Annotated in this window: 17 protein-coding genes; 13 read left to right on the forward strand and 4 right to left on the reverse strand. The window is 40.5% G+C overall.

Annotation, left to right across the window (positions count from 1 at the left end):
* Positions 1–18 precede the first annotated feature (18 nt).
* A complete protein-coding gene (locus tag E0F88_RS07610; protein WP_131957614.1) occupies positions 19–882 on the forward strand; it encodes a sigma-70 family RNA polymerase sigma factor in 864 nt (287 codons plus the stop codon).
* Positions 883–949: 67 nt separating this feature from the next.
* Positions 950–2671: a 2-succinyl-5-enolpyruvyl-6-hydroxy-3-cyclohexene-1-carboxylic-acid synthase gene (gene menD / locus E0F88_RS07615; RefSeq protein WP_131957615.1), complete on the forward strand. Its 1722-nt coding sequence runs from the start codon at positions 950–952 to the stop codon at positions 2669–2671.
* On the opposite strand, the gene E0F88_RS07620 is transcribed toward menD, so the two are convergent.
* The gene (locus tag E0F88_RS07620; protein ID WP_131957616.1) at positions 2672–3742 is read right to left on the reverse strand and encodes a tetratricopeptide repeat protein; all 1071 of its coding nucleotides are present in this window, start codon (positions 3740–3742) and stop codon (positions 2672–2674) included.
* Positions 3743–3744: 2 nt separating this feature from the next.
* Here E0F88_RS07620 and E0F88_RS07625 point away from each other — a divergent pair, with 2 nt between their 5' ends.
* The 7 genes from E0F88_RS07625 (at position 3745) to trmB (ending at position 13000) form a co-directional block, all read left to right on the forward strand.
* Positions 3745–3996 (forward strand): hypothetical protein, encoded by a 252-nt coding sequence (locus E0F88_RS07625; RefSeq protein WP_131957617.1) that lies wholly within the window; start codon positions 3745–3747, stop codon positions 3994–3996.
* Between the two features lie 167 nt (positions 3997–4163).
* Positions 4164–7175 carry a tetratricopeptide repeat protein gene (locus tag E0F88_RS07630; protein WP_229213698.1) on the forward strand — a complete coding sequence of 1004 codons (3012 nt, stop codon included), beginning with the start codon at positions 4164–4166 and terminating at the stop codon, positions 7173–7175.
* A 40-nt stretch (positions 7176–7215) separates the two neighbouring features.
* Positions 7216–8886: a TonB-dependent receptor gene (locus tag E0F88_RS07635; RefSeq protein WP_131957619.1), complete on the forward strand. Its 1671-nt coding sequence runs from the start codon at positions 7216–7218 to the stop codon at positions 8884–8886.
* Between the two features lie 30 nt (positions 8887–8916).
* On the forward strand, positions 8917–9981 hold the full coding sequence (locus E0F88_RS07640) for an HU domain-containing protein (protein WP_131957620.1): 1065 nt from the start codon (positions 8917–8919) through the stop codon (positions 9979–9981).
* Between the two features lie 109 nt (positions 9982–10090).
* On the forward strand, positions 10091–11017 hold the full coding sequence (locus tag E0F88_RS07645) for a hypothetical protein (protein WP_131957621.1): 927 nt from the start codon (positions 10091–10093) through the stop codon (positions 11015–11017).
* Positions 11018–11023: 6 nt separating this feature from the next.
* Positions 11024–12322, forward strand: a complete 1299-nt coding sequence (locus tag E0F88_RS07650; RefSeq protein ID WP_131957622.1) for a bifunctional folylpolyglutamate synthase/dihydrofolate synthase — start codon at positions 11024–11026, stop codon at positions 12320–12322.
* Between the two features lie 18 nt (positions 12323–12340).
* Positions 12341–13000, forward strand: a complete 660-nt coding sequence (trmB, locus tag E0F88_RS07655) for a tRNA (guanosine(46)-N7)-methyltransferase TrmB (protein ID WP_131957623.1) — start codon at positions 12341–12343, stop codon at positions 12998–13000.
* 55 nt (positions 13001–13055) lie between these two features.
* Here the strand turns inward: trmB and gap are convergent, their stop codons facing one another.
* Positions 13056–14066: a type I glyceraldehyde-3-phosphate dehydrogenase gene (gene gap, locus E0F88_RS07660; RefSeq protein WP_131957624.1), complete on the reverse strand. Its 1011-nt coding sequence runs from the start codon at positions 14064–14066 to the stop codon at positions 13056–13058.
* A gap of 394 nt (positions 14067–14460) precedes the next feature.
* Between gap and E0F88_RS07665 the strand changes: the two genes are divergently transcribed.
* A complete protein-coding gene (locus E0F88_RS07665) occupies positions 14461–15276 on the forward strand; it encodes a 2,3,4,5-tetrahydropyridine-2,6-dicarboxylate N-succinyltransferase (RefSeq protein ID WP_131957625.1) in 816 nt (271 codons plus the stop codon).
* A 208-nt stretch (positions 15277–15484) separates the two neighbouring features.
* On the forward strand, positions 15485–15922 hold the full coding sequence (locus E0F88_RS07670; protein WP_131957626.1) for a helix-turn-helix transcriptional regulator: 438 nt from the start codon (positions 15485–15487) through the stop codon (positions 15920–15922).
* A 29-nt stretch (positions 15923–15951) separates the two neighbouring features.
* On the opposite strand, the gene E0F88_RS07675 is transcribed toward E0F88_RS07670, so the two are convergent.
* The gene (locus E0F88_RS07675) at positions 15952–17844 is read right to left on the reverse strand and encodes a T9SS type B sorting domain-containing protein (protein ID WP_131957627.1); all 1893 of its coding nucleotides are present in this window, start codon (positions 17842–17844) and stop codon (positions 15952–15954) included.
* A gap of 536 nt (positions 17845–18380) precedes the next feature.
* On the opposite strand from E0F88_RS07675, the gene E0F88_RS07680 reads away from it, so the two are divergent.
* The gene (locus E0F88_RS07680) at positions 18381–21083 is read left to right on the forward strand and encodes a c-type cytochrome (RefSeq protein ID WP_131957628.1); all 2703 of its coding nucleotides are present in this window, start codon (positions 18381–18383) and stop codon (positions 21081–21083) included.
* Between the two features lie 234 nt (positions 21084–21317).
* A complete protein-coding gene (locus E0F88_RS07685; protein WP_131957629.1) occupies positions 21318–22208 on the forward strand; it encodes a hydroxypyruvate isomerase family protein in 891 nt (296 codons plus the stop codon).
* A gap of 339 nt (positions 22209–22547) precedes the next feature.
* Here E0F88_RS07685 and E0F88_RS07690 read toward each other — a convergent pair.
* Positions 22548–22820: integrase core domain-containing protein (locus E0F88_RS07690; RefSeq protein WP_165940013.1), on the reverse strand; the 273-nt coding region annotated here is incomplete at its 5' end.

A 22820-nucleotide genomic window follows, 5' to 3' on the forward strand; every position in this document is an offset into this window, starting at 1 on the left:
ATTAATATAAGAATGTAGATGAGACAGCTAAAGATCAGTAAACAAATTACCAACCGCGAAAGTCAGTCATTAGATAAGTATTTGCAGGAAATCGGTAAGGTGGATTTGTTAACGCCGGATGAGGAGGTGACGTTAGCTCAAAAGATCAGGGACGGTGATCAGCTTGCTCTGGAACGATTAACAAAGGCAAACCTTCGTTTTGTGGTTTCCGTTGCAAAACAATATCAAAACCAGGGTCTTTCTCTGGGCGACTTAATTAATGAAGGAAATCTTGGTTTAATTAAAGCTGCGCAGCGTTTCGATGAAACGCGTGGTTTTAAATTTATATCTTACGCTGTATGGTGGATTCGTCAGTCGATCCTTCAGGCGCTGGCTGAACAATCCCGTATCGTTCGATTGCCTTTGAACAGAGTGGGTTCTTTGAATAAAATTTCAAAAACTTTTTCTGAATTAGAGCAGAAATTCGAGCGTGAACCTTCTCCGGAAGAACTTGCAGAAGTACTTGAAATTTCTTCTTCGGAAGTGGTTGATACAATGAAGATCTCAGGGCGGCATGTTTCCATGGATGCTCCTTTTGTTCAGGGTGAAGAAAACAGCCTTTTGGATGTTTTGGAAAACGACCTTGAAGATAAGCCCGACTCCGGATTGGTTAATGAGTCGTTACGTAAAGAAGTTCAGAGAGCGCTTTGCACATTGACACAAAGAGAAGCTGACGTTATCGCGTTATATTTCGGTTTGAACGGTGAGCATGCTATGACGCTTGAAGAAATTGGCGAGAAATTTAATCTTACCCGTGAACGCGTTCGTCAGATCAAAGAAAAAGCGATCAGAAGATTGCGCCATGTATCAAGAAGCAAAGCTTTGAAAACGTATCTTGGATAACTTCCAAAGCGTGCAAGTTATATTTAAAATAGCCTCTCCGGAGGCTTTTTTTGTACAGAAGTAAATAATGGCAATACTACAACCAATAATAGATCTGGCGGAGATATGTTATGCACACGGACTACGTCATGTTGTTCTGTCGCCCGGATCCCGGAGTGCAGCTTTAACACTTGCTTTTTCACGCCATGGAGGCTTCCAGATACATCCGGTAATGGATGAACGCTCAGCAGGATTTATTGCCCTTGGAATGGCTCAGCAGCTTAAAATCCCGGTAGTAGTGCTGTGTACATCCGGAAGCGCAGCATATAATCTTGCTCCTGCAATAGCGGAGGCTTATTTTCAGCACATTCCCTTATTGATCCTTACAGCGGACAGACCAAAGGAGTGGATTCATCAGCATGATGGGCAGACTATCTATCAGTCTGAATTATATGGAAAGCATGTTAAAAAGTCTTATGAATTTTCTTCTGATTATGGAAATGATGATGTTGCCTGGTCGGTGAATAGGATAGGGAACGATGCTATAAATCTGGCTTCCGCCTTATCTTACGGCCCTGTTCATATCAATGTCCCGATTCGTGAACCCTTTTACCCAACAGGTAGTGAGAACCTGGTTCCCTCAGAAAAGGTCCGAATCGTCAAAAGGGCTCCTGTTGAAAAAGTTCTTTCCACAAAAATGTGGCACGAGCTGTTAAATGAATGGGACGATGCGTCTAAGATCCTGATTGTTGGTGGGCAGCATCCAAAATCAGACAGATTAAATAAAGCTTTAAGTCGTATTTCAGAAGAACTGGATGTTCCTGTTGTAGGCGACAGCATCAGCAATTTGGAAGGCAGCGATCAGTTTATTTACCATCAGGATCTTATTTTGTTGTTAGAAAATTCCCAGGAATTGGCTCCTGATCTTCTAGTTACCTACGGATTATCGCTGATGTCAAAAGAATTAAAAACTTTTCTTCGAAACCATCCGGCGGTTTGTCACTGGCATATAGGTGAAGATAACATTTGGACAGATCCTATAAAAACGGTAACCAGGCAACTGGCAGTGTCAGATGAATATTTCTTTGAAAATTTATTCGAAAAGATTGATTATCAGTTGTTTGTTCAAAATTCTGATTCCGAAAATGACAGTTCATTCCTGGCAAAGTGGCTTTCTAAAAGTGCTATCGTCAGGGTGAATATCGAAAATTATCTCCTTAATCTATCAAAGATAAATGATCTAACATCGATAGATATTGTAATTAAGTCACTAAAATCTAATAGTCAGTTACATATTGGAAATAGTATGCCTATCCGGTATGTCAATGCTCTGGGGAAAAGTAATGCATTAACAGGCGTTTTTTGTAACCGTGGAACAAGCGGTATTGATGGATGTGTAAGTACCACAATCGGAGCAGCTATGGTTAATAACACACCAACTGTTCTGCTCGTGGGAGATGTAGCTTTTTTATATGACCGTAACGGGCTATTGATAAATACTTTGCCTTCGAACTTAAAGATTATCGTCCTGAACAATGGCGGTGGAAACATTTTCCGGATGATCGATGGGCCAGCCAAATTGCCTGAACTGGGTAGTTATTTTGAAACCAAACATGGATTTAATGCAAAGAGGACAGCGGAAGATTCCGGATTATTTTATATCGCAGTCCATGATTTAAAGTCATTACATAAAAATTTGACTGTATTTCTTGATCATACGGACATTAGCCTGATGGAAATATTTACTGATCCTGCTCACAACGCTGATGTTTGGAAAGGTCTTAAATCGAGAATAAGGGAAATAAATTAGTCATTTGCAGTTTTTGGAGAATTCACCAATCGCAATTGAGTCCTTAAGGACAATACCCTGCTTCCACACGCGGCATGCTGATTCCTTATCATTTGCTTTCTGATATGCAATCCCGGTTAGTCCGTATAAATCTTCAACAGGCTCGGCCAGATCGATTGCTTTGTTAAACTCGTCAATTGCCTTTGGCAAATTTCCGGAAGATTGGTAATAAATACCCATATTCCTAAGCGCATATCCATTCTTTGGCTGTATGTCAAGTGAACGGTCGATAAGTTTACCGGCCTCCCCGGTTTCTCCACTTTTTAAAAGAGCATAACCCTTGTTATTTAAGGCCAATGCATCTGCAGGATTAAAATTTAATATTTTGTCAAAGTAGAGGATTGCTTCCGGTAAGTTATTTTGCTTAATAGCAATCAGGCCAAGGTTGTTTAAAGCCTCAAGCTGAGAAGGTCTGATTTTTAAAGCGGCAGTAAAATCATTTTTCGCAAGGTCAATATTTCCTGATTTATAATAAACAGCACCACGGTTGACCAGTGCTTCTACGTTTGATTTATCCAAAGCAATTGCGCGGTCAAAATCTGCCGCAGCGAGAGCCGTCTGGCTTCGGGCTTCCATAAGGTTTCCATGAAGCAGGTAGAATCTTGAAGAATCTTTGTACTGCATTTCGATTTGTTTTAAATCTGCCTCAGCTTCGTTAAATCTCCCCAAAAGAAGGCCTGCTTCCGACCGCACGAGATTCGCCTGTACAAGTGTAGGATCCATCCGAATCGATTCTGTCAAAATCTCATAAGCTTCTTCGGCACGGTTTAACTTGATAAGACAAATACTCTTGTTGAGCAACGCATCGGGGAACTCTGAATTTTTAGATATTGCTTCATCATAAAGCCGCAAGGCTTCGGTATAGTTCTTTTGTGCAAATGCTATATTCGCCTTTAAGAAAAAATTTGAAGCATCTTCTTTTTTTTGCCCGGAGCAAGCTACAATAATTAGTACTATTATTGTTAGTATGATCGAGAAGTGAGAGGAGCGCTTTATGGCAACCTGGAAATGATTACTTTTGGAGAAAAACATTAATGAGATATATTAAAGATATTGTCAGCAACAAATACAAGATTAGCTTATACCAGTGGAATAATAAGTACATTATCAAAATTGAATCCGGAATGTACGAGCAAACTTACAAAATTGACCAGTATGAGGTATCCAACGTTGAAGAAATCGAAAAATGCGTGGATGATTTGTTCCTCAACAAGGTAACAAACTTATTTGATTCTATGAACGTAGATTTTACCGATACACTCAAAAGAAATGAAGTGATTTTTTAATTTTAAAATAAACATAAAACTTGCATCTGAGCATTGCGTATACGGTTTTAATATGCTTTTCGTTAGATAGCTGAAACTTTAAAGGTAGCAGCCCTCTGTATTTGACTTATCAGTATAATATGGTTAAAAACATTAAATTATCCCAACAATCCACCAAATCAACCCCTATGCTTTTTAAACATAGCACTTATACCCTTGGGTTATATTTCGCTTTTGGTGCTTCGGCCGCACTGGCTCAGAATACCCTGAGTATTACAGAGCCGGAAGCACACTTTCGTAACGGCCTTGAATACTACGAAAAATCAAACTATGTGGCTGCCAGACAGGAGTTTGGCGAATACCTCAATACACAGGACAAGCTGATAAGTACAACGGATTACAATAAAGTGACAGCAGAATATTATGTGGCTGTTACCGGTTTATATCTAAATTACCCGGAAGCTGAAGTCCAGATTGACCGGTTTGTTAAAAACCATTCGGAACATCCTAAGGCACAGCAAATTTACAGTGACCTTGGAAAATATTACTATGAGGGTGGTTCGTACGAGAAAGCAATAACTTATCTCGAAAAGGCTGTTAAGTTACCTGGAAACAACGCCAAAAAGACCGAGAGTACCTACCAGCTGGCCATGTCTTACTACAATACCAAACAGCTGGATTCGGCTTTACCTCTTTTTAATCAGGTCAAAGCAGATGCTTCCTTTGCTAATTCAGGAGACGCTTCGTTTTATGCGGGTGTTATAAATTACCAAAAAAACAATTTTGATGAGGCATATCAGGATTTTCTTCGTGTTGAGAATCATCCGTATTACAAAAACGAAGCGCCCAACTGGATTATATCTTCTTTGTATCAGCAAAAAAAATACGATCAGCTGCTTCAATACGGTGAAAAGACCTTATCTCAGCAAAGAGGAAATACTAAGCTTGATGATGTCGCTCTTTACGTTGCAGAAGTATACTATGAAAAGGGGGACTACGCGGCGGCAGTTAAAGCTTACGAGCGATATAATAAAATGAAGGCTGGTACCATACCTCCAACTGTTGCATTACATTATGGTCATTCACTATTCAGGACCAACAGCTTCGATGGTACAATTACGGTGTTAAAAGGTATTGCGCAGGGCAAGGATTCTGTTTCGCAGTACGCATCTTACCTGGTCGGTATCAGTTACTTAAAGACGAATAATTCAAGTTATGCTTTAACAGCCTTAGGCAATGCCGCCAAGTTGAACTTCAACGCAGTTATAAGGGAAGAGGCTGCTTACAACCACGCGAAAATCCAGTTGGAGACGGGAAATAACAATGAGGCTATTAAAGAACTAAATGACTTTATGGCGCTTTACCCGCAAAGCAAACATATTGAAGAAGCAAGTGAATTAGTAGCGGAAGGATATTCTGGCGCAAGCAACAATGCAGGTGCGATCAAATACATTGAGGGGCTTTCTAAAAGAAATGCTAAAATTAATGGTACCTATCAGCGGTTAACGTTCAATCAGGGTGTGGTAGAATTTAACGCACAGAAATTTGATGCGGCAATTGCCATGTTCAATAAGTCGCTTAGATTCCCCATTGATGAGCAGATATTTTTAGGAGCAAGTTTTTACAAAGCGGAGTCGGTCTATGGTTTGAAAAAAGTGGATGAAGCTGTTCCGCTTTACGTACAGATATCTAAAAATCCGAAAGCTGGAATTTATGCGAGAAAGAGTCTTTATGCTTTGGGATATGTTTATTACAATCAAAAGAAGTACAGCCAGGCGCTGGGTTATTTTAAGGAATTTGTCAGCAACCTGAATGGTATCGACAGTCAGATCATTGAAGACGCGCACGCCAGGCTGGCAGATTGTTATTTGGCAGCCAAAAACTACGATGAGGCTATCAGGACTTATGAAAAGGTTGCAGCGAACGGTAAAGCGGATAAGGACTATGCACTCTATCAAAAAGCAAGGGCCTATGTTTACATGAGCCGAGAGCAGGAAGCCAAACGTCAGTTTGAACTTTTAATCAGTTCGTTCCCTAGTTCGAGATACCTGGATGATGCCTATTTCCAGTTAGCTGATATCGAGTTTCAGAATCAAAGTTATTCAGCGGCTGTTAAAGGCTTTACCCGCATGATTAACGAAAAACCAAAAAGTACTTTAATACCTGCTGCCCTTTTACGTCGCGCACAGTCATATTACAACCTTCAGGTATACGAACAGGCTATTGTAGATTTCCGGAAAATACTTACGGAATATTCGGAGTCTCCATCAGCAAGTAGTGCATTGGAAGGAATTCAGGAAAGTTACACTGCGGTTGGTCGTCCGGAGGAATTCACTCAGGTTTTAGGTGTAGTCAGGAAAAATAATCCTGGTAATGAAAAACTGGAAGAGGTTGAGTTCGATAATGTGCGCAACCTGTACTATGCTGAAAAGTATGACAATGCTAAAAAAGCACTTCTTGAATTCCTGAATACCTATCCAGCAAGCAAGCATCAGTACGATGCCAGGTATTTCATCGGTTCGTCTTTTGACAAAACAGGAAATGTAAATGAAGCACTGCAGTACTTTTCGAAAGTAGTTCAGGAAAACCGCTCCACTTTCGTAGCTGCGGCGGCTCAGCGTTCTGCTGAACTGGAAATCGCCAGGGGGAACTACAATAACGCGGTTACCAATTTCAGAATACTTCTACGGAATGCGGAAAGTAAAAAGGAGCAAACACAGGCATGGATTGGTTTGATGGACAACTATTACACGCTGAAAAGCTATGATTCTACTCTGTATTATGCCAAGGAAGTCATCAACGTTGGAAATATCATTCCGGGTGGCCTTGGTAAGGCGCAGCTTTATTTGGGTAAGGTCCCCTACGATAAAGGAGATTTAACAAAAGCGGCCGAAGAATTTAAAAAGGTTGCTTTGTCTTCAAAAGATGAGTATGGGGCAGAAGCCAGCTATTGGGGAGCAACGATTCTTTACAAAAACAAAAAATATAAGGAAGCCGAAGCGGCTATCATTGAGATGGGAAAAAGTTTTGAGGGTTACGATTTCTGGCGTGTCAGATCTTTTATCTTGCTGGCTGAGGTGTATGTGGGATTAAATGAGATGGGTCAGGCTAAGGCAACGCTGAATTCAATCATTGACAATTCGGATGATAAAGAAGCTGTTGAATTGGCGAAGGCGAAGTTGGCCCAGATTACAAAGTAAAATCATGAACACTGTCTTAGTTAACAGAAAAATATTATTTATGACGAATTCAATCGCATTACGCAGTTCCCTGTTTTTACTGGCGCTGGGCTTTTCCTCAACCTTTGCAGTGGCACAGAGGGGAGAAATTGAAAGCCAGACCTACGAAATTGTAAAAGAAAAGAGTATAGAATTTGCACCTGCCAACCGGGTATTTGATAAGGTGCAGCCGATTCAGGCAGCGGCGGGACAAAAGAAAGTCTCCTATGAAATTATTGATCCGCAGATTAATATTTCTTCTCCAAAATTAACGCCGGCCGTGGGGGTTTCTTCTGATGAAAAGGATAGAACAGAGCAGCCGGACGTATTAAATAATTATCTAAAATTAGGTGCGGGAAACTATGGTCGTTTCCTGGGTGAATTGTTTGTTGGTTCACGCACATCGGAGGATCTGGTTTTCACGGCTCAGATTAAACACCTATCGGCAGCCAACGGACCTGTAGATGGTAAGAATTCGGCCAATGCCGGGACTAATCTCAGAATTGGCGGCAAGTATATCAGGCCAACCTACAAAGTTGAAGCATCGGTTGATTATGACCGTAAGAATTATTATTTCTATGGTTACAAACCGCAGCCGGAAGGTTTTGAAGTAAACCGGGATACAATCCGTCAGACGCTTAATCAGTTTGGTCTTAATTTGGGATTTGAGAACACGGATGCTTCAGTCGCAGTTGATTATTCGGTAAAGACCAGTCTGAACAATATCACGGACCGTTACAATGCATCTGAATTGGACTGGGGAACCAAGCTGATGGCCTCAGTTCCTATATCGGAATCCTTTTATGCTTTGCTGAATGCTGATGCGTTTGTGTCACAGCGCGTGGACAGACTAACCTATAACAGGAATTTATTCAGAGTAAAACCTACGTTTAAGTACACATCGGATATGTTCACTATTACGGCAGGTCTTAACGCGGTTAATGAGACGGACAGCGAATTAAACATAAATAAAACAAAAGCTTTCCCGGTTGTTAATTTCGACGTCGCTCCTTTTACAGGTTTACATATTTTCGCGGGTTACGATGGGGATATTGTACGAAATACCCTGCGTAGTATGCTGAGTGAAAATCTTTGGCTGGCACCTAATGTTTTAATCGTTAATACAGAGAAAAACGCAGATATTTATGCGGGTGTAAAAGGAGAGCCCGGTGGCGGATTTAATTATGAAGGAAAGGTTTCTTATGCCCGTTACCGGAATTTTTACAACTTTAATAATTCTCTTGTCGACACTTCCCGGTTCGCAATAATTTATGATCCGCAAAAGACAAAGGTTCTTACAATTTCCGGCCAGGCTGGTTATAACTATAATGATCTTTTCAAGACATCCTTAAAAGTTAGTTTCTTTGATTATTCGATGGGTTCGGTAGAGGAAGCCTGGCATCGTCCGGATCTGACTTTAAATTGGTTCAATGCACTGACGATTAGTAAAAAACTGTTTGTGACCGCAGATTTTTACATGCTTAGAGGAATAAAAGCCAAAAATTTTCAGTCAGGAATTGTTACCAAACTGCCTGTTATTGCTGATCTGAATTTGAAGATAGATTATCTGTTAACCAAGAACTTCTCTGCTTTTGTGGGGATCAACAATGTGCTGGGAAAACAGTACCAGCGTTATCAGTATTATCCTCAGCAAGGTCTTAACTTTATTGGAGGATTATCGTTTTCTTTTTAACTTCGCCAGCATTAATTGTAAAAACGCTTCATGATAGCTGTTGAAACTGTAATTCGGAAATTAGTTAGTGATTATGAATTTGTAATCATTCCTGGCTTTGGTGCCCTGCTGTCACGGCAGATTCATGCCAGTTTTGATAAAAATTCAGGTGTGTTTTCACCGCCGGTAAAGAAGCTTGCCTTTAACGAGTTTCTGAAACTGGATGATGGGCTTCTTGCTAACTATATTTCCCGGGAAGAAAAGGTTTCTCATCTTGAAGCGGTAGGTTATGTAAAGCAGTATGCCGATACGCTCAGGTCTGCACTTAACACCTACGGTGAAACGAAGATTAATGGGGTTGGAAGATTCCAGACAAACGGTGAAGGAAAACTGGTTTTTGAACCAAATACCGAAAATCACTTTAAGGATGAATGGTACGGGTTTTCGAAGGTCACTGCCAAGACATTTGATAAAGTGCTGACTACCTCAACTGTTTCTGCCAACTTCCTGGAAGAGAACGACGCTGAGGTGATTGAGTTTAGTGAACGTAAAACAGTTAGAGTTAATTGGTTTCGATGGGCTGCGGCTGCGGTATTGGCAGGACTTATGTTTTATGTTAGTTTCTTTCTGGTAACCGCAAATGAAGACAATTACAAAAGCACTTTAAATCCATTCGATAATCTTTTCGGGAATACAGCAAGCACTGTTGTGGTGAAAGAGCCGGTTCAGCTTTCGGAATCGAAAGTGGATCCAACAGTTGCTGATAGTGTAGTGGTTGAAACTGCTGTTAAACCAGACAGTATCATTGTAGAAGTGCCACCAGTACCAGCAGTTGCACCAGTGGAAGCTGCTCAGGTAGGAAAACAGGAAATCAGTTTTGATAAAAAATTCTATCTGATTGCAGGTGCATTCAAGGGAATGAAGAGAGCAAATATTTTATTGGAGGATCTTCAAAGTAAAGGTTATACCGATGCATTGGTCATTCCTGCCGGCAAGCATAGTTCAAAAGTAACGGTTGCTGTTCAGGGATTTGATCAGGAAAGGGATGCGTATCAGGCTTCATCCAAGCTCAAAAAAGTAATTGGAGAAGAAGGTTGGGTAATGAAGATCAAATAGTTTAGTAAGACTTATATTAGAGGAGGAGGCCTGATCGCCTCCTCTTTGTGTTTTATACGAAAATGCCTAGTTTTACGTTCATTTCGAAATAACCACAAGATTAAAACCAATGATTGCATTAGAGGCAGAAGACCGTCAGAGAATTGCCATGTCCTGGGCTTTGTCCATAGGAATTACCATAGCATTACTTGGTCTGTTTTTCTTCATTCGTTTAGGAAGCTCCATGCCCAAGGTAGAGCCGTTGGAGCTTTTTGTTGAGGTGAACTACGGAACAAGTAAAGTAGGAAAAGGCGACATTCAAACATTCAATAAACCGAATGATTCAAAAGTTGCTGAAAATATGCGCGCTGATGCGGATGAGGTTAAAAAAGTAAAATCGGTTTCAACTCCAAAACCTACTCCGCCAACGCCTCCTAAGATCGAGTCAGCCAAACCAACAAAGGTAGTTGCGGAAAAACCCGCGATCACTTCCAAAGTTGAAAGTCCGGTTGAAGCACCGGAAAAAACGGAGGTAAAGAAGTCTACCGGAAGTGCTAATTCCTCGGAGCCGGCAGCCAAACCAACTCCGGAAAAAGCCGTAAACAAGGATGCTTTATTCACGAAGTCCTCCGGCAGTAAGTCGGGAAGTAACGGTACCAACGGCACCAAAAGTGGTGTCGGAGGGAACAACAACGGCGACGATGCACAAGGCGTGGGAGATAAGGGATCTAAATCCGGAAGCTTGTTTGCTAAAACATACAAAGGTGAGGGTGGCGGAGGCGGTACAGCGGTTGGTTTAAGTCTCTCAGGCTGGGGTATGTCGCGTAGACCCGTTGTAGATGATAATTCCGACGTTACCGGCGACATTACATTTAAGATTACAGTTGATAAAAACGGCCGTGTAAAAAGTATAATAACTCAGAACACAACGGTTACCGATTATGCTGTTGTGAACAAATACAAGAGTGCAGTGAGGGATCTGACTTTTGTTCCCAAGTCTGCAAATGTGCCTGATGAATCCACCGGGACAATTACTTTTAAAATTCGTTCCAGGTAGTTTAAAATGGATTATCAGCAGACCATAGATTACTTATACAGCAGATTACCTGTTTTTCAAAATATTGGGGCCCGTGCTTACAAGCCGGGCCTTCATACTACATCAGCCTTTTGCAAATTACTGGGAGATCCACAGAGTCAGTTTCCAAGTATCCATGTGGGAGGAACAAATGGCAAGGGTAGCACATCTCATATGCTGGCAGCCATTCTTCAGACAGCCGGTTACAAGGTGGGTCTTTATACATCTCCTCACCTTAAATCCTTTACAGAACGCATTAAGATAAATGGGAATGAGGTGGAAGAGGATTTTATAGTAAAGTTTACACATGATAATTTATCTAACATTGATAGATTATCTCCTTCTTTCTTTGAAGTAACTGTTGCTATGGCATTTTCTTATTTTGCCGAAAGTAAAGTGGATATCGCTGTGATAGAAGTTGGTATGGGAGGGCGTTTTGATTCTACAAACATTATCGAGCCAATTATATCTGTCATAACCAACGTAAGTTATGATCATACACAGTACTTGGGTGACACTTTAGAGAAAATTGCGTTTGAAAAAGGCGGAATAATTAAGTTTAAGACGCCTGTGGTCATCAGTGAATACCAATCAGAAACAAGCGGTGTATTTGAAGAAATTGCCAGGGATAAAGAGACGCATTTACTTTATGCTTCAGATCAATTTCGGGTTAGAGATACGAGTTTGACAGATGGAAAATTGCTGCTTTCAATCACTGATACTATAAGTGAAGAGATAAAATATAAGGATCTCTGTCTGGATCTTACCGGAGAATATCAGTACAAAAACATCTGCGGTGTTCTTGCTTCTGTTGAAATTTTACGATCAAAGGGCTATGTAGTTTCAGTTAAGGATATTTACGATGCGCTTTCGCGGGTTGTTGAGCTAACCGGTCTTAAAGGTAGGTGGCAAAAATTAAGATCTGAGCCAGCGGTGTATTGTGATACCGCTCACAATGAAGCTGGCATGTCATTTACGATACCTCAATTTATGAGTATTGAAGCTAAGAACAAAAGATTTGTTATTGGCTTTGTTAGTGACAAAGATATTACTGCCTTGCTTAGTCTATTTCCAAAGGGAGCCGAATACTATTTCACTCAGCCATCAAACGCAAGGGCATTGGAAGCATCCAAATTACACGTAATGGCCTCGGAATTTGGACTTGTGGGTAAGGAATATGATAACGTAAATTCAGCCCTGGAGAACGCGGTTAGTGATTCAAAGCCCGGGGATGCGATATATGTTGGCGGTAGCACATTTGTCGTCGCAGATCTCATTGATTTATAATTTTTGAAGTTTATTTAAATGTCACGCAGAAAGTTACATCATTACCAGTATAGTGCACAGGCAGCCAACGTCGTTGAAGATGGAAAAGAGCTTTACACAACAGTTAAAGGCCGGTGGAATCAACTTTACTTTAATAACGAAAATCCGATTGTAGTGGAACTTGCCTGTGGAAAAGGTGAGTATACAGTAGGGCTGGGTAAGCTGTTTCCTGAAAAGAATTTTATCGGGATGGATATAAAAGGAGATAGAATTGCGCGCGGAAGTCTGGCTGCATCGGAAATGGGTTTAGAAAACGTTGGTTTCCTTCGTGCCGGTATTCAGTATGCGGATGAGTTTTTTGCAGAGCATGAGCTCGATGAGATCTGGCTTATTCATCCGGATCCTCAAGTGAGAGACCGCGACGAAAATAAGCGGCTTACAAATCCTTCGTTTTTAAGTAAATACGCAAAATACTTAAAGAAAAATGGTATATTTTGCCTGAAGACTGATAGCGATTTTTTGTATCAGTATAGTTTAAAAACGTTATCAGATTTGCAAGAGTACCGGCTAATTGAGCATACTGAAGATCTTTACAGCTCGGAGTTACTGGCGGAACATTATGGTGTAAAAACGCATTACGAGTCTATTTTTGTTGCAAAGGGATACTCAATAAAATACATTAAAGCAACGGTTGTATAATAAAAATCGGCTCAATCAATTACAGATCGAGCCGATTTTAAATTTTATTCGCTGCTTATTTAATCAATTTAGCGAAGTAGTATACTGTACGAACCAACTGAGAAACGTAAGACATTTCATTGTCATACCAGCTCACAGTTCTTACAATTTGCGTATCACCTACTTTTTGAACTCTTGTTTGAGTTGCATCAAACAAAGAACCATAGCTAATTCCGATAATATCGCTGCTCACGATTTCATCTTCTGTGTAACCATAGCTTTCGTTGGCTGCTTCTTTCATCAGAGAATTGATCTCTTCAACGGTAGTCTCTTTTGCAAGAATAACGGTCAATTCAGTTAATGAACCTGTAAGGGTTGGTACACGCTGAGCAGATCCGTCAAGTTTTCCTTTTAGTGAAGGTAAAACAAGTCCAATTGCTTTCGCAGCGCCTGTACTGTTTGGAACAATATTCTGAGCAGCTGCACGTGCTCTTCTCAAATCACCTTTTGGATGTGGAGAATCCTGGGTGTTTTGGTCATTTGTATAAGCGTGAATGGTTGTCATTAACCCATTAACAATACCAAATTTTTCCTCCAATACCTGTGCCATTGGAGCAAGACAGTTGGTTGTACAAGAAGCACCGCTGATGATTGTTTCGGAACCGTCAAGAATGTTATGGTTAACATTATAAACGATTGTTTTTAAATCACCAGTAGCCGGAGCAGAAATAACAACCTTTTTTGCGCCGGCAGTTATGTGTGCTGATGCTGATTCTTTGCTTGTGAAGAATCCTGTACATTCAAGCACTACATCAACTTCATGTTGTCCCCATGGAATTTGAGCAGGATTCCTTTGAGCATATATTACTACGTTTTCGCCATTAACAATTATTGAATTGTCTGTTGATTTAACATCTGCGTCAAAACGTCCTTGGGCTGTATCGTATTTCAATAGATGAGCTAGTACTTTTGGGCTTGTCAGATCATTGATAGCAACGATTTCTATGCCTTCCATATTATAGATTTGACGATAGACAAGGCGGCCAATCCGCCCGAAGCCATTAATTGCAACTTTTACTGTAGACATGTCTTGTTTGATTATGTTATTTCTTAGGTACAAATTTATGAAATTTGGGTTTATGGACAAGACTTATTTATGAAATAAGAGGTCTAAGGCAAGTTAGAATATTACTATTTAAATTAGCAAAAATCGAAATTTCCGATATATTCGGTTTAGTAAATTACTAAAATAAGTAGTTAGTTGCTGGTAAATAAGATTCTCCTTACGTTGCTGATTACGAATATTAAGTAGGTAGTTTTTTAAGAAACATCTCTTATATTTACAGCTAATATAGTGCGTGGGCTGAGCGGTTAATTGTAAACAACCAATTCGATTATGTGTTAATTAATAATTTTGAATTTCAGAGTAAGTGCCTATACTACAACACTTTAAATAATTTTTGTTAAACATTAAAATTAACATGGAGTTTAGAAGTACTATTGAAGAAGTTTGGGAAAATCGGGAATTACTGAGGAGCCCGGAGGTAATAGAGCTGATTAAAAGCATTATTGAAGAAGTAGACAAGGGGAGGATAAGGGTAGCCGAACCACAACAGGATGGAACTTGGTTAGTAAACGAGGCGGTTAAAAAGGCTATTATTTTGTACTTCCCAATCCAACAGATGCAAACCAGCGAAGTTGGAATCTTTGAATACCACGACAAGATGAAGCTAAAAGGCGGATACGAAAAACTCGGCGTCCGCGTAGTGCCTCCGGCAGTGGCAAGGTATGGTGCGTTTATTTCTAAAGGAGTCATCCTAATGCCATCCTACGTAAACATCGGTGCCTATATTGATGAGGGTACGATGGTCGACACCTGGGCAACCGTCGGCAGCTGTGCACAGATCGGTAAAAATGTTCATTTAAGTGGAGGTGTTGGAATAGGAGGGGTTTTGGAACCGGTTCAGGCTTCGCCGGTAATTATTGAAGATGGTGCATTTATTGGATCCCGATGCATTGTAGTTGAGGGCGCACGAATAGGGAAAAGAGCAGTTTTGGGAGCGGGAGTGACTATTACAGGTAGTTCAAAAATAATCGACGTAACTGGGCCTGAACCAATTGAGTACAAAGGATTTGTTCCTGAGGATTCTGTTGTTATCCCTGGTAGCATTCCTAAGACATTCCCGTCTGGAACATTCCATGTACCTTGTGCACTGATTATTGGAAAGCGTAAAGCAAGTACAGATCTTAAAACTTCTCTAAATGATGCTTTACGCGATAATCAGGTAGCAGTTTAACATTGTAGTTTCAATAAATAGTTAGAAGGTGCGTTATCAGAAATGATTTCGCACCTTTTTAACTTTGTAAACTATGTGCGGGAAATGGATTTAAAATTATAATATTAAACCAAAAGAAATAAATTAAGATATTAAACTATTTTTTCTGTTGTATATTTTATAATATTATTTACATTTGTTAATGTAAATATTGTAAAGTTAAGCTAGTATGGATCTAAATGAAAAAATTAAATTAATCTTATCTCAAAAAGGAATATCTCCGTCTTTATTTGCAGATGAAATAGGTATACAAAGGTCAAGCATCTCCCACATTCTTGCTGGCAGGAACAAGCCAAGCTTAGATATTGTTCAGAAAATAGTCAAAAGATTTCCCGATCTTGGCTTAAATTGGATTTTGGACGACCAGGAATTACCGGCTATACAGTCAGATGTAAACAGCTATAAATCAGTAGTGAAACCTGTTGAAATAAAGGAAAAAGCACCCGTGGAAACACCGGCAGAATTACGTGTACGAAAACAGGTTGAACCAACACCTGTAAGGAAAAACGTAGAAGACTCAAAACGGCTTGTTGAACCCGAAAAAAACATTGAACGTATCCTGATATTTTATTCTGACGGGACTTTCAGGGAATTTAAACAAAGCTGATGGGATCTTATTTCGAGCAAGAATACTGATTAACGGAGCAAAAGAATCTCACCCCGGAAAGTTTCGCCCGAGGCTTTTATAGTGTAAGGATAAATGCCGGGAGGAACCGGCTCATCGTGGCTTGTGCCATTCCAGGGAACATCATATCCCGTCGAACTATAAATCACTTCACCCCAGCGATTATAAATTCTAAGTGTTTCAATTTGACCTTTTGCATTGAAAATTTCAAAAGTGTCATTTATACCATCGTTGTTTGGTGAAAACGCAGAAGGAATATGCATTTTGTCTATAACATTAATTTGAATAGTCGCATCTGCTTTACAGCCATTTGAAGAAGTTATTTCAATAGTATAATTTGTAGGTTGCAGGGGAGCTACATCAATAGCCGGAGATATCAGAGTATTAACCGCAAGGCCCTCGTCTGGCATCCAACTGTAGGTGTATGTCAAATCAGGAGGAGAAATCTCAGGAGTAAGTGTCATCTTTCTGCTTTCTATCAAAGAGGCTTTTTCAGGTAAGGTTACTGATATCAATTCCAAATGGACCGATGCGGTATCCTGCCCTGTACATCCCAATGAAGTTTCAGTAATTACAAGATTGTATAATCCTGGTTTATCCGCAGTAATTATTGGGTCATTTCCACCAAAAAGTGCATTGTCTAATTTCCATGAAAAATTGAGACCAGGTGAAGGCGTTCCTCCATTTGCAAGAAGCCTTGTTTTCTCATCCCTACATAAAACAGATTTTTCAACCGTAATAACTGCCTCTGGCGGTTTGCTGTATGATACACGAATAATGGTAGAAGAAGTGTCTCTCGAACATTTTTTACTAAAACTTTTTACAACTGAATAACTCCCTGTATCTTTTACGGTTATCCGCGAATCGGTTGCTCCGGGAATGTTCAGGCCATTTAATTGCCATTGATAAAACCAATCCTGAGCAGAAGACGTTTCAAGCTGAATTGGCTTTTCGGGACAGAACTTTACCTCCGTGACAGGCTGCGCGTTAAACATGACAATTGGTTGTTCCGGCCTTTCATCATTACAATCAATCACTAAAAGCTGGAAATCTCTTCTAACCAGTCCTATCTTTTTCCCATTCCTGTATTCCTCAATTTGAATCGCAAAAACATAAAGTCCGGTAAATTCCGATGTCACTTTTAATATACCATTTTTATCCACAGCAAGTGGACTGGACCCGGGAATTACGTTCGAAATCGACACGCCGCTGGCCCAGGTTATTAGCGGATAAGTAGCTTTACTGCTTGAATTCCCTTTTGCGTTACCCGTTGTGGTGTAACCGTTCATCGGGGTAACCAACGAATATCTTAGTTCATCCCCGTCTGCATCAACCGCAGACATATTCATAGTAAATCCTTTTTTGTTACAAATGTACTGCCCGTTTGGAAGCTGGAACTCCGGAGACGTATTGCGCAATGCAACAGGCGGAAATTCTAGATAAAAAACCATCCCTGCGGCACCGGGATCGACAATGTTATTGATGTCACTGTTTCTGCAGCAACGTTCCCAAACGACATAGTAACCTTCCGGCTCCACGTATTTCTGAGGATCAAGGTAAATTGACCCTGTATATATTCCTATAACCGTGCTCATCGAGCGACTGGTAGCACAAGCTTTATTTTGGTATTCAATGTCAGAAGTACTTCGAAGTGTCACCTTCACCATATCAGTCAGCTGATGTGTTCGTTTGTTGTATATGTATACATCTGCGTCGGGATCCCGATTGCCTCCGGTGTTACCTGTGGGAATTGTGAGGTTTTTTTTGTCCCAATACTGTATCAGTGAAATCTCAAAAGTATTAGCGGCTGTTGGCTTCATTTTGAGTTCTCCGCCTACAATATGATTGGCAAGAAGAAAAGTACTTTTCAGGAATAGAAAAAACAGTAGTAAATATCTCAGCATAATCACCAGTAAAAACTACAAAAAATTGGACTATCTAAAATTATAAATTATTTCTAGAAAATACTACTGAGAAGTTCTTAATTCACTGGTTTTCGGCTCGTTATAGATGGATAAATTTCTGTAACTGAAATAAAACATAAAGTAGATTTTAAATCCATACGCAACATATTTTATATCATATGCAACCGAAGTGACAGTGAATATTTTATTAAAAATTCAATTTTGTCTACAACCCACCCGGCAGATTTAGAAGCCGATTAACTCATATATAATGAGAATACTATCGAGCTTACGTTTAATTTGGCCATGCCATAAACTCCCGACCTGTTAACCCGACACAGCAGGATAGAGTCTATACAAAATCAGTTTAATATTGCATTAATCAGACTATTCTAAGTTTTATTTGTTTTTAGTCAGGAAGCAGTATTTATAGCTCTGCTCAAACTTTTGCATGTAAGTAAGCAGACTATGTTTATAAAAATTCGAACCTACGATTACTTTTCACCTTAATATTTACTTAAACTCTTTATCTTAAAATGTACACAAAAAAACAATGGCTAAAACTTCCGATGACCCTGGCTATCTTAATTGCAGTAGGGGTATTTTGTGGAGTTATGTTGAGCAACCGAACGGCCAAACACCGTCCGCCTGGTTCAAAGGCAGATAAATTAAAACTACCCGCCGGCTTTAAGGCTGAACATTTATATAGTCCTTCGGCTGAATCCAATGGATCGTGGGTTTCCATGACATTTGACAACAAAGGCCGGTTGATTACATCTGATCAATACGGCGGTCTGTTTCGTTTGGAGTTGCCACCAATTGGCTCTACCGAAAAACCAAAAGTTGAAGAGCTAAAAATAGCCGGTGATACGTCCAAGATTGCAATGGGCTATGCGCACGGATTGTTATATGCATTCAATAGCCTGTATGTGATGATCAATAATCGTGAAAACCCACGCTTTCCAAAAGGAAGCGGGCTGTACCGCTTACAAGATACGGATAACAACGATCAGTACGATAAAATTACCTTACTGAAGTCACTGCATGGGGAAGGCGAACACGGTCCGCATAGTATTGTTTTGGCTCCGGATAAAAAATCACTTTATGTCGTAGCAGGAAATTTTACCGATTTGCCAAAAATGGATAGCTATCTATTGATGCCAAATTGGAAAAATGACAATCTTTTCCCATGGATAAAAGATCCGCGCGGACATGCGACAGACAGAAATGCACCTGGCGGATGGATTGCCCATACTGATCCGGAAGGTAAAACATGGGAGCTGGAAAGTGCTGGTTACCGAAACTCCTATGATATTGCTTTTAATGAAGCGGGAGATCTTTTTATCTATGACTCGGATATGGAGTGGGATTTTGGAACACCGTGGTATCGGCCAACCAGGGTTTGCCATGCAACGAGTGGAGCAGAATACGGATGGAGAACCGGATCAGCTAACTGGTCACCCACTTTTGCTGATAACCTTTCGCCGATTATGAACATTGGACAAGGGTCACCGACTAACCTGATCTATCTGAAAGATGCACGTTTTCCTGCAAAATATAAAAACACGCTGTTGGCCTTCGACTGGAGTTTTGGCATTGTGCATGGCCTGCACTTGAAACCAAGTGGTTCAACCTATACTGCCGATCATGAAGAGTTTCTTTCCGGAGCACCGTTACCGCTAACCGATGGCGCGATCGGACCGGATGGTGCACTTTACTTCTTAACCGGTGGCCGCCGTTTGGAATCTGATTTGTACCGCGTTTATTATGGAGACTATAAAAATATTCCAGCCGGATCAAATACGGCAGAAGTAGTTATCACACCTGAACATAAACAAAGAACAGATCTAGAAAAATTCCATGCGAAACAAGATCCGAAAGCCGTTGATGCAGCCTGGCCTTTCCTGAAAAGCCCGGATCGTTTCCTTAGGTATGCTGCGCGGCTTGCAATTGAACATCAGCCAGTTAGCCAGTGGGAAAGTAAAGTTTATGCCGAAAAAGATCCGCAGACCTTAATTTACGGTTCGTTAGCATTAGGCCGCCAGGGAGACTCCTCAAAAGTAGGAGGGCCTCTGCTCAAAGGGCTGGCCAAAATCGATTACAACAAATTGAACCAGATACAAAAACAGGATTTGCTTAGGACAATTGAAGTGATTTTGTACAGGACCGGTCAACCAGACGCTGCTACAAAAGCAACATTGCTGGCGTATCTGAATCCTAAATATCCGTCTCCATCACCGTTATTGAACAGATTTTATAGTAAGATACTGGTCAATCTGGAAGCTCCAAAAGTAGTAGACCGTACGTTGGCCCTATTGGAAGCCGACGAAAAATTCGATGACAAAGACAATGCGACAGCAACAGCAACGGCAGATCTGATTTTGCGTAATCCACAATACGGACTTGATCTTGCCAGGCTTCTGGAAAAAATGCCGCCAGCTCAGCAGACATTTTATGCTGTTGTACTTAGCAGTGAAAAATCCGGTTGGACGCCTCAGTTGCGTGAGAAATACTTCAAATGGTTTAGTAAAGCATTTAGTTACCAGGGTGGGAATAGCTATATTGGTTTTATTGACAAGGCACGGCAGCTCGCTTTGAAAAATGTACCTAAAGATAAATTTGCTTATTACAACAAACTTTCCGGTGCTGATCTTGTAACTGGTAATGGGAATGATCTGGTAAAACTTTACAGTCCCAAAGGTCCGGGACGCGGATGGAGAGTTCCGGAAGCTGTTGCATTGGTTCAGGACAGTTTGAGTAACCGTGATTTTGAAAAAGGTAAAATGATTTTCTCTGCTGTATTATGCAGTCGTTGTCATATGGTTCAGGGAGAAGGATCGGATGTTGGCCCGGATCTGACGCAACTGGGAACACGCTTTTCCGCTAAAGACATGCTGGAAGCAATTATTGAACCTAACAAAGCAATATCCGACCAGTATGCTTCTATTGCATACCTTTTAAAAGATAAAGAGTCGGTAGTTGGTCGTCAGATTAATGAAGATGCTAATTTTTATTACATTGCTCAAAACCCATTTGACTCAAAGACGATTAGAAAAATCAGTAAAAAAGAGGTGTTGTCTACAACCATTTCACCTTCTTCGGTCATGCTTCCGGGTCTAATTAATGGACTTAACCCTAATGAATTAAGAGATCTAATCGCTTATCTGATGTCAGGGGGAAATAAGAAAAATCCGATTTATTCTGAATCAAGTGCGTCGCAAAAGAAAACAGGCAAATAATAATTATAGAGTAGATTTCAAGTAATTGTTCTTAAGTAGTGGTGTCACGGATTCGACCAAAACCTGGTAAAAAGGGTAGGGTGCCGGGACACCACTTCTTCGTTTGAATGATGTTTAACAGGAATAGACGGGGAGAGCGAATTCGTGAAATTCAAGGACGAAATAGGAAAGACTATTTCACTAATTTATAAATTGAACATAAATTTTACTCCAAAACATTTTTATAAAGAAAAAATGAAAAATACTGCTGGCCGAAGATTGGTATTAAAAAAAATGGTGACTGGTGCAGGTGCACTTGGTTTACCCCTCACCGTAACTGACATCTTTGCCGCTTCGGACAATGTCCTTGGTCCCGAGCTAAAAGGGAAAATTAATCACTCGGTCTGTAAATGGTGTTATGGTAAAATTCCTTTGGAAACTTTCGCCCAGGATTGTAAAAAAATTGGCATAAAATCAATTGAGCTGCTGGGTCCGGATGAATGGCCGGTTTTGAAAAAATATGGTCTTACCTGTGCACTGCCGAATGGCGCCGGTATGGGAATCGAAAAAGGATTCAACGATCCGGCTAATCATGACGAACTGGTGAAAAGTTATGAAGACATTTTCCCAAAATTGCAGGCAGCAGGTTATACGACCGTGATTTGTTTTTCCGGAAACAGACGGGGCATGTCGGATATCGATGGAATGCGAAATGCTGCTGTTGGTCTGAAACGATTAATGCCATCAGCTGAAAAATATAATATCACGATGATCATGGAATTGCTGAACAGCAAAGTGAATCACAGAGACTACATGTGTGACCGCACGGAATGGGGAGCTGGGCTTTGTGACATGATCGGTTCGGAAAAATTCAAATTACTTTACGACATCTACCACATGCAAATCATGGAAGGTGACGTTATCGCGACAATCAGAAAATATCACAAGTATATCGGTCATTATCATACCGGTGGTGTTCCGGGCAGAAATGAAATTGATGAGACACAGGAATTGTACTATCCGGCAATTATGAAAGCGATTGTTGAAACAGGCTATAAAGGTTTCGTAGCCCAGGAATTTATTCCAAAACGGGCTGACGCAGTTGCTTCACTAAAACAGGGCGTCGAAATTTGCGACGTGGCTTAAAATCCATTTTATGATTTGCCGCCGACTTCTGGCGGCAAATCATAAAAAATAGCAAGCGCAAATTAAGGATTGTTTCAAATTCAATTTCATTGGCGACATTCTTCACATGGAAATCTTGGCCCAAAGTTCCTGGCTTTGAATTAACTAGCTTCGACAATTCATAAGTTACTGGCTCTTACGTTTGAACAAAATTAAAGAACTACACATTGGTCCGGTTTATAAAAACCTCAGAGCATATTAATAAGACCGATTCATTCATCTCGAGCATCTGTAATCAATGATCACCTCGGTAACAGAAATTGCGAAGTACATTCATATGCTACTGAAATCTGTTGACAGTTAGCCGGTTTTCTGATAATGATCCGGATAGTGGACATTCCCAAAACGGATTTTTTTATAGGGATACCATTTCAATGGGAGAGGTCCGGTCCGGTAATGTGCCTGATGGGGTGTCAGATATCCGAGCGATGCATGTGGCCGCATGGCGTTATAATTGTTAATCGCTTTCTCGACAGCTTCATATGCTGACGAAAAAGAAACAAAACCTCTGATTTCAAAATCTCCTTTAAGTGTCCGGAATAATCTCTCAGCCATCGCATTCTCGTTAGGATC

The organism is Dyadobacter psychrotolerans (genome assembly GCF_004349265.1).
Taxonomy (GTDB): domain Bacteria; phylum Bacteroidota; class Bacteroidia; order Cytophagales; family Spirosomataceae; genus Dyadobacter; species Dyadobacter psychrotolerans.

What these genes read in the sequence shown, in the direction of transcription:
- E0F88_RS07610 (WP_131957614.1), top strand. Translation starts at nt 19, where the DNA reads ATGAGACAGCTAAAGATCAGTAAACAAATTACCAACCGCGAAAGTCAG.
- menD (WP_131957615.1), top strand. Translation starts at nt 950, where the DNA reads ATGGCAATACTACAACCAATAATAGATCTGGCGGAGATATGTTATGCA.
- E0F88_RS07620 (WP_131957616.1), bottom strand. Translation starts at nt 3,742, where the DNA reads ATGTTTTTCTCCAAAAGTAATCATTTCCAGGTTGCCATAAAGCGCTCC.
- E0F88_RS07625 (WP_131957617.1), top strand. Translation starts at nt 3,745, where the DNA reads ATGAGATATATTAAAGATATTGTCAGCAACAAATACAAGATTAGCTTA.
- E0F88_RS07630 (WP_229213698.1), top strand. Translation starts at nt 4,164, where the DNA reads ATGCTTTTTAAACATAGCACTTATACCCTTGGGTTATATTTCGCTTTT.
- E0F88_RS07635 (WP_131957619.1), top strand. Translation starts at nt 7,216, where the DNA reads ATGACGAATTCAATCGCATTACGCAGTTCCCTGTTTTTACTGGCGCTG.
- E0F88_RS07640 (WP_131957620.1), top strand. Translation starts at nt 8,917, where the DNA reads ATGATAGCTGTTGAAACTGTAATTCGGAAATTAGTTAGTGATTATGAA.
- E0F88_RS07645 (WP_131957621.1), top strand. Translation starts at nt 10,091, where the DNA reads ATGATTGCATTAGAGGCAGAAGACCGTCAGAGAATTGCCATGTCCTGG.
- E0F88_RS07650 (WP_131957622.1), top strand. Translation starts at nt 11,024, where the DNA reads ATGGATTATCAGCAGACCATAGATTACTTATACAGCAGATTACCTGTT.
- trmB (WP_131957623.1), top strand. Translation starts at nt 12,341, where the DNA reads ATGTCACGCAGAAAGTTACATCATTACCAGTATAGTGCACAGGCAGCC.
- gap (WP_131957624.1), bottom strand. Translation starts at nt 14,066, where the DNA reads ATGTCTACAGTAAAAGTTGCAATTAATGGCTTCGGGCGGATTGGCCGC.
- E0F88_RS07665 (WP_131957625.1), top strand. Translation starts at nt 14,461, where the DNA reads ATGGAGTTTAGAAGTACTATTGAAGAAGTTTGGGAAAATCGGGAATTA.
- E0F88_RS07670 (WP_131957626.1), top strand. Translation starts at nt 15,485, where the DNA reads ATGGATCTAAATGAAAAAATTAAATTAATCTTATCTCAAAAAGGAATA.
- E0F88_RS07675 (WP_131957627.1), bottom strand. Translation starts at nt 17,844, where the DNA reads ATGCTGAGATATTTACTACTGTTTTTTCTATTCCTGAAAAGTACTTTT.
- E0F88_RS07680 (WP_131957628.1), top strand. Translation starts at nt 18,381, where the DNA reads ATGTACACAAAAAAACAATGGCTAAAACTTCCGATGACCCTGGCTATC.
- E0F88_RS07685 (WP_131957629.1), top strand. Translation starts at nt 21,318, where the DNA reads ATGAAAAATACTGCTGGCCGAAGATTGGTATTAAAAAAAATGGTGACT.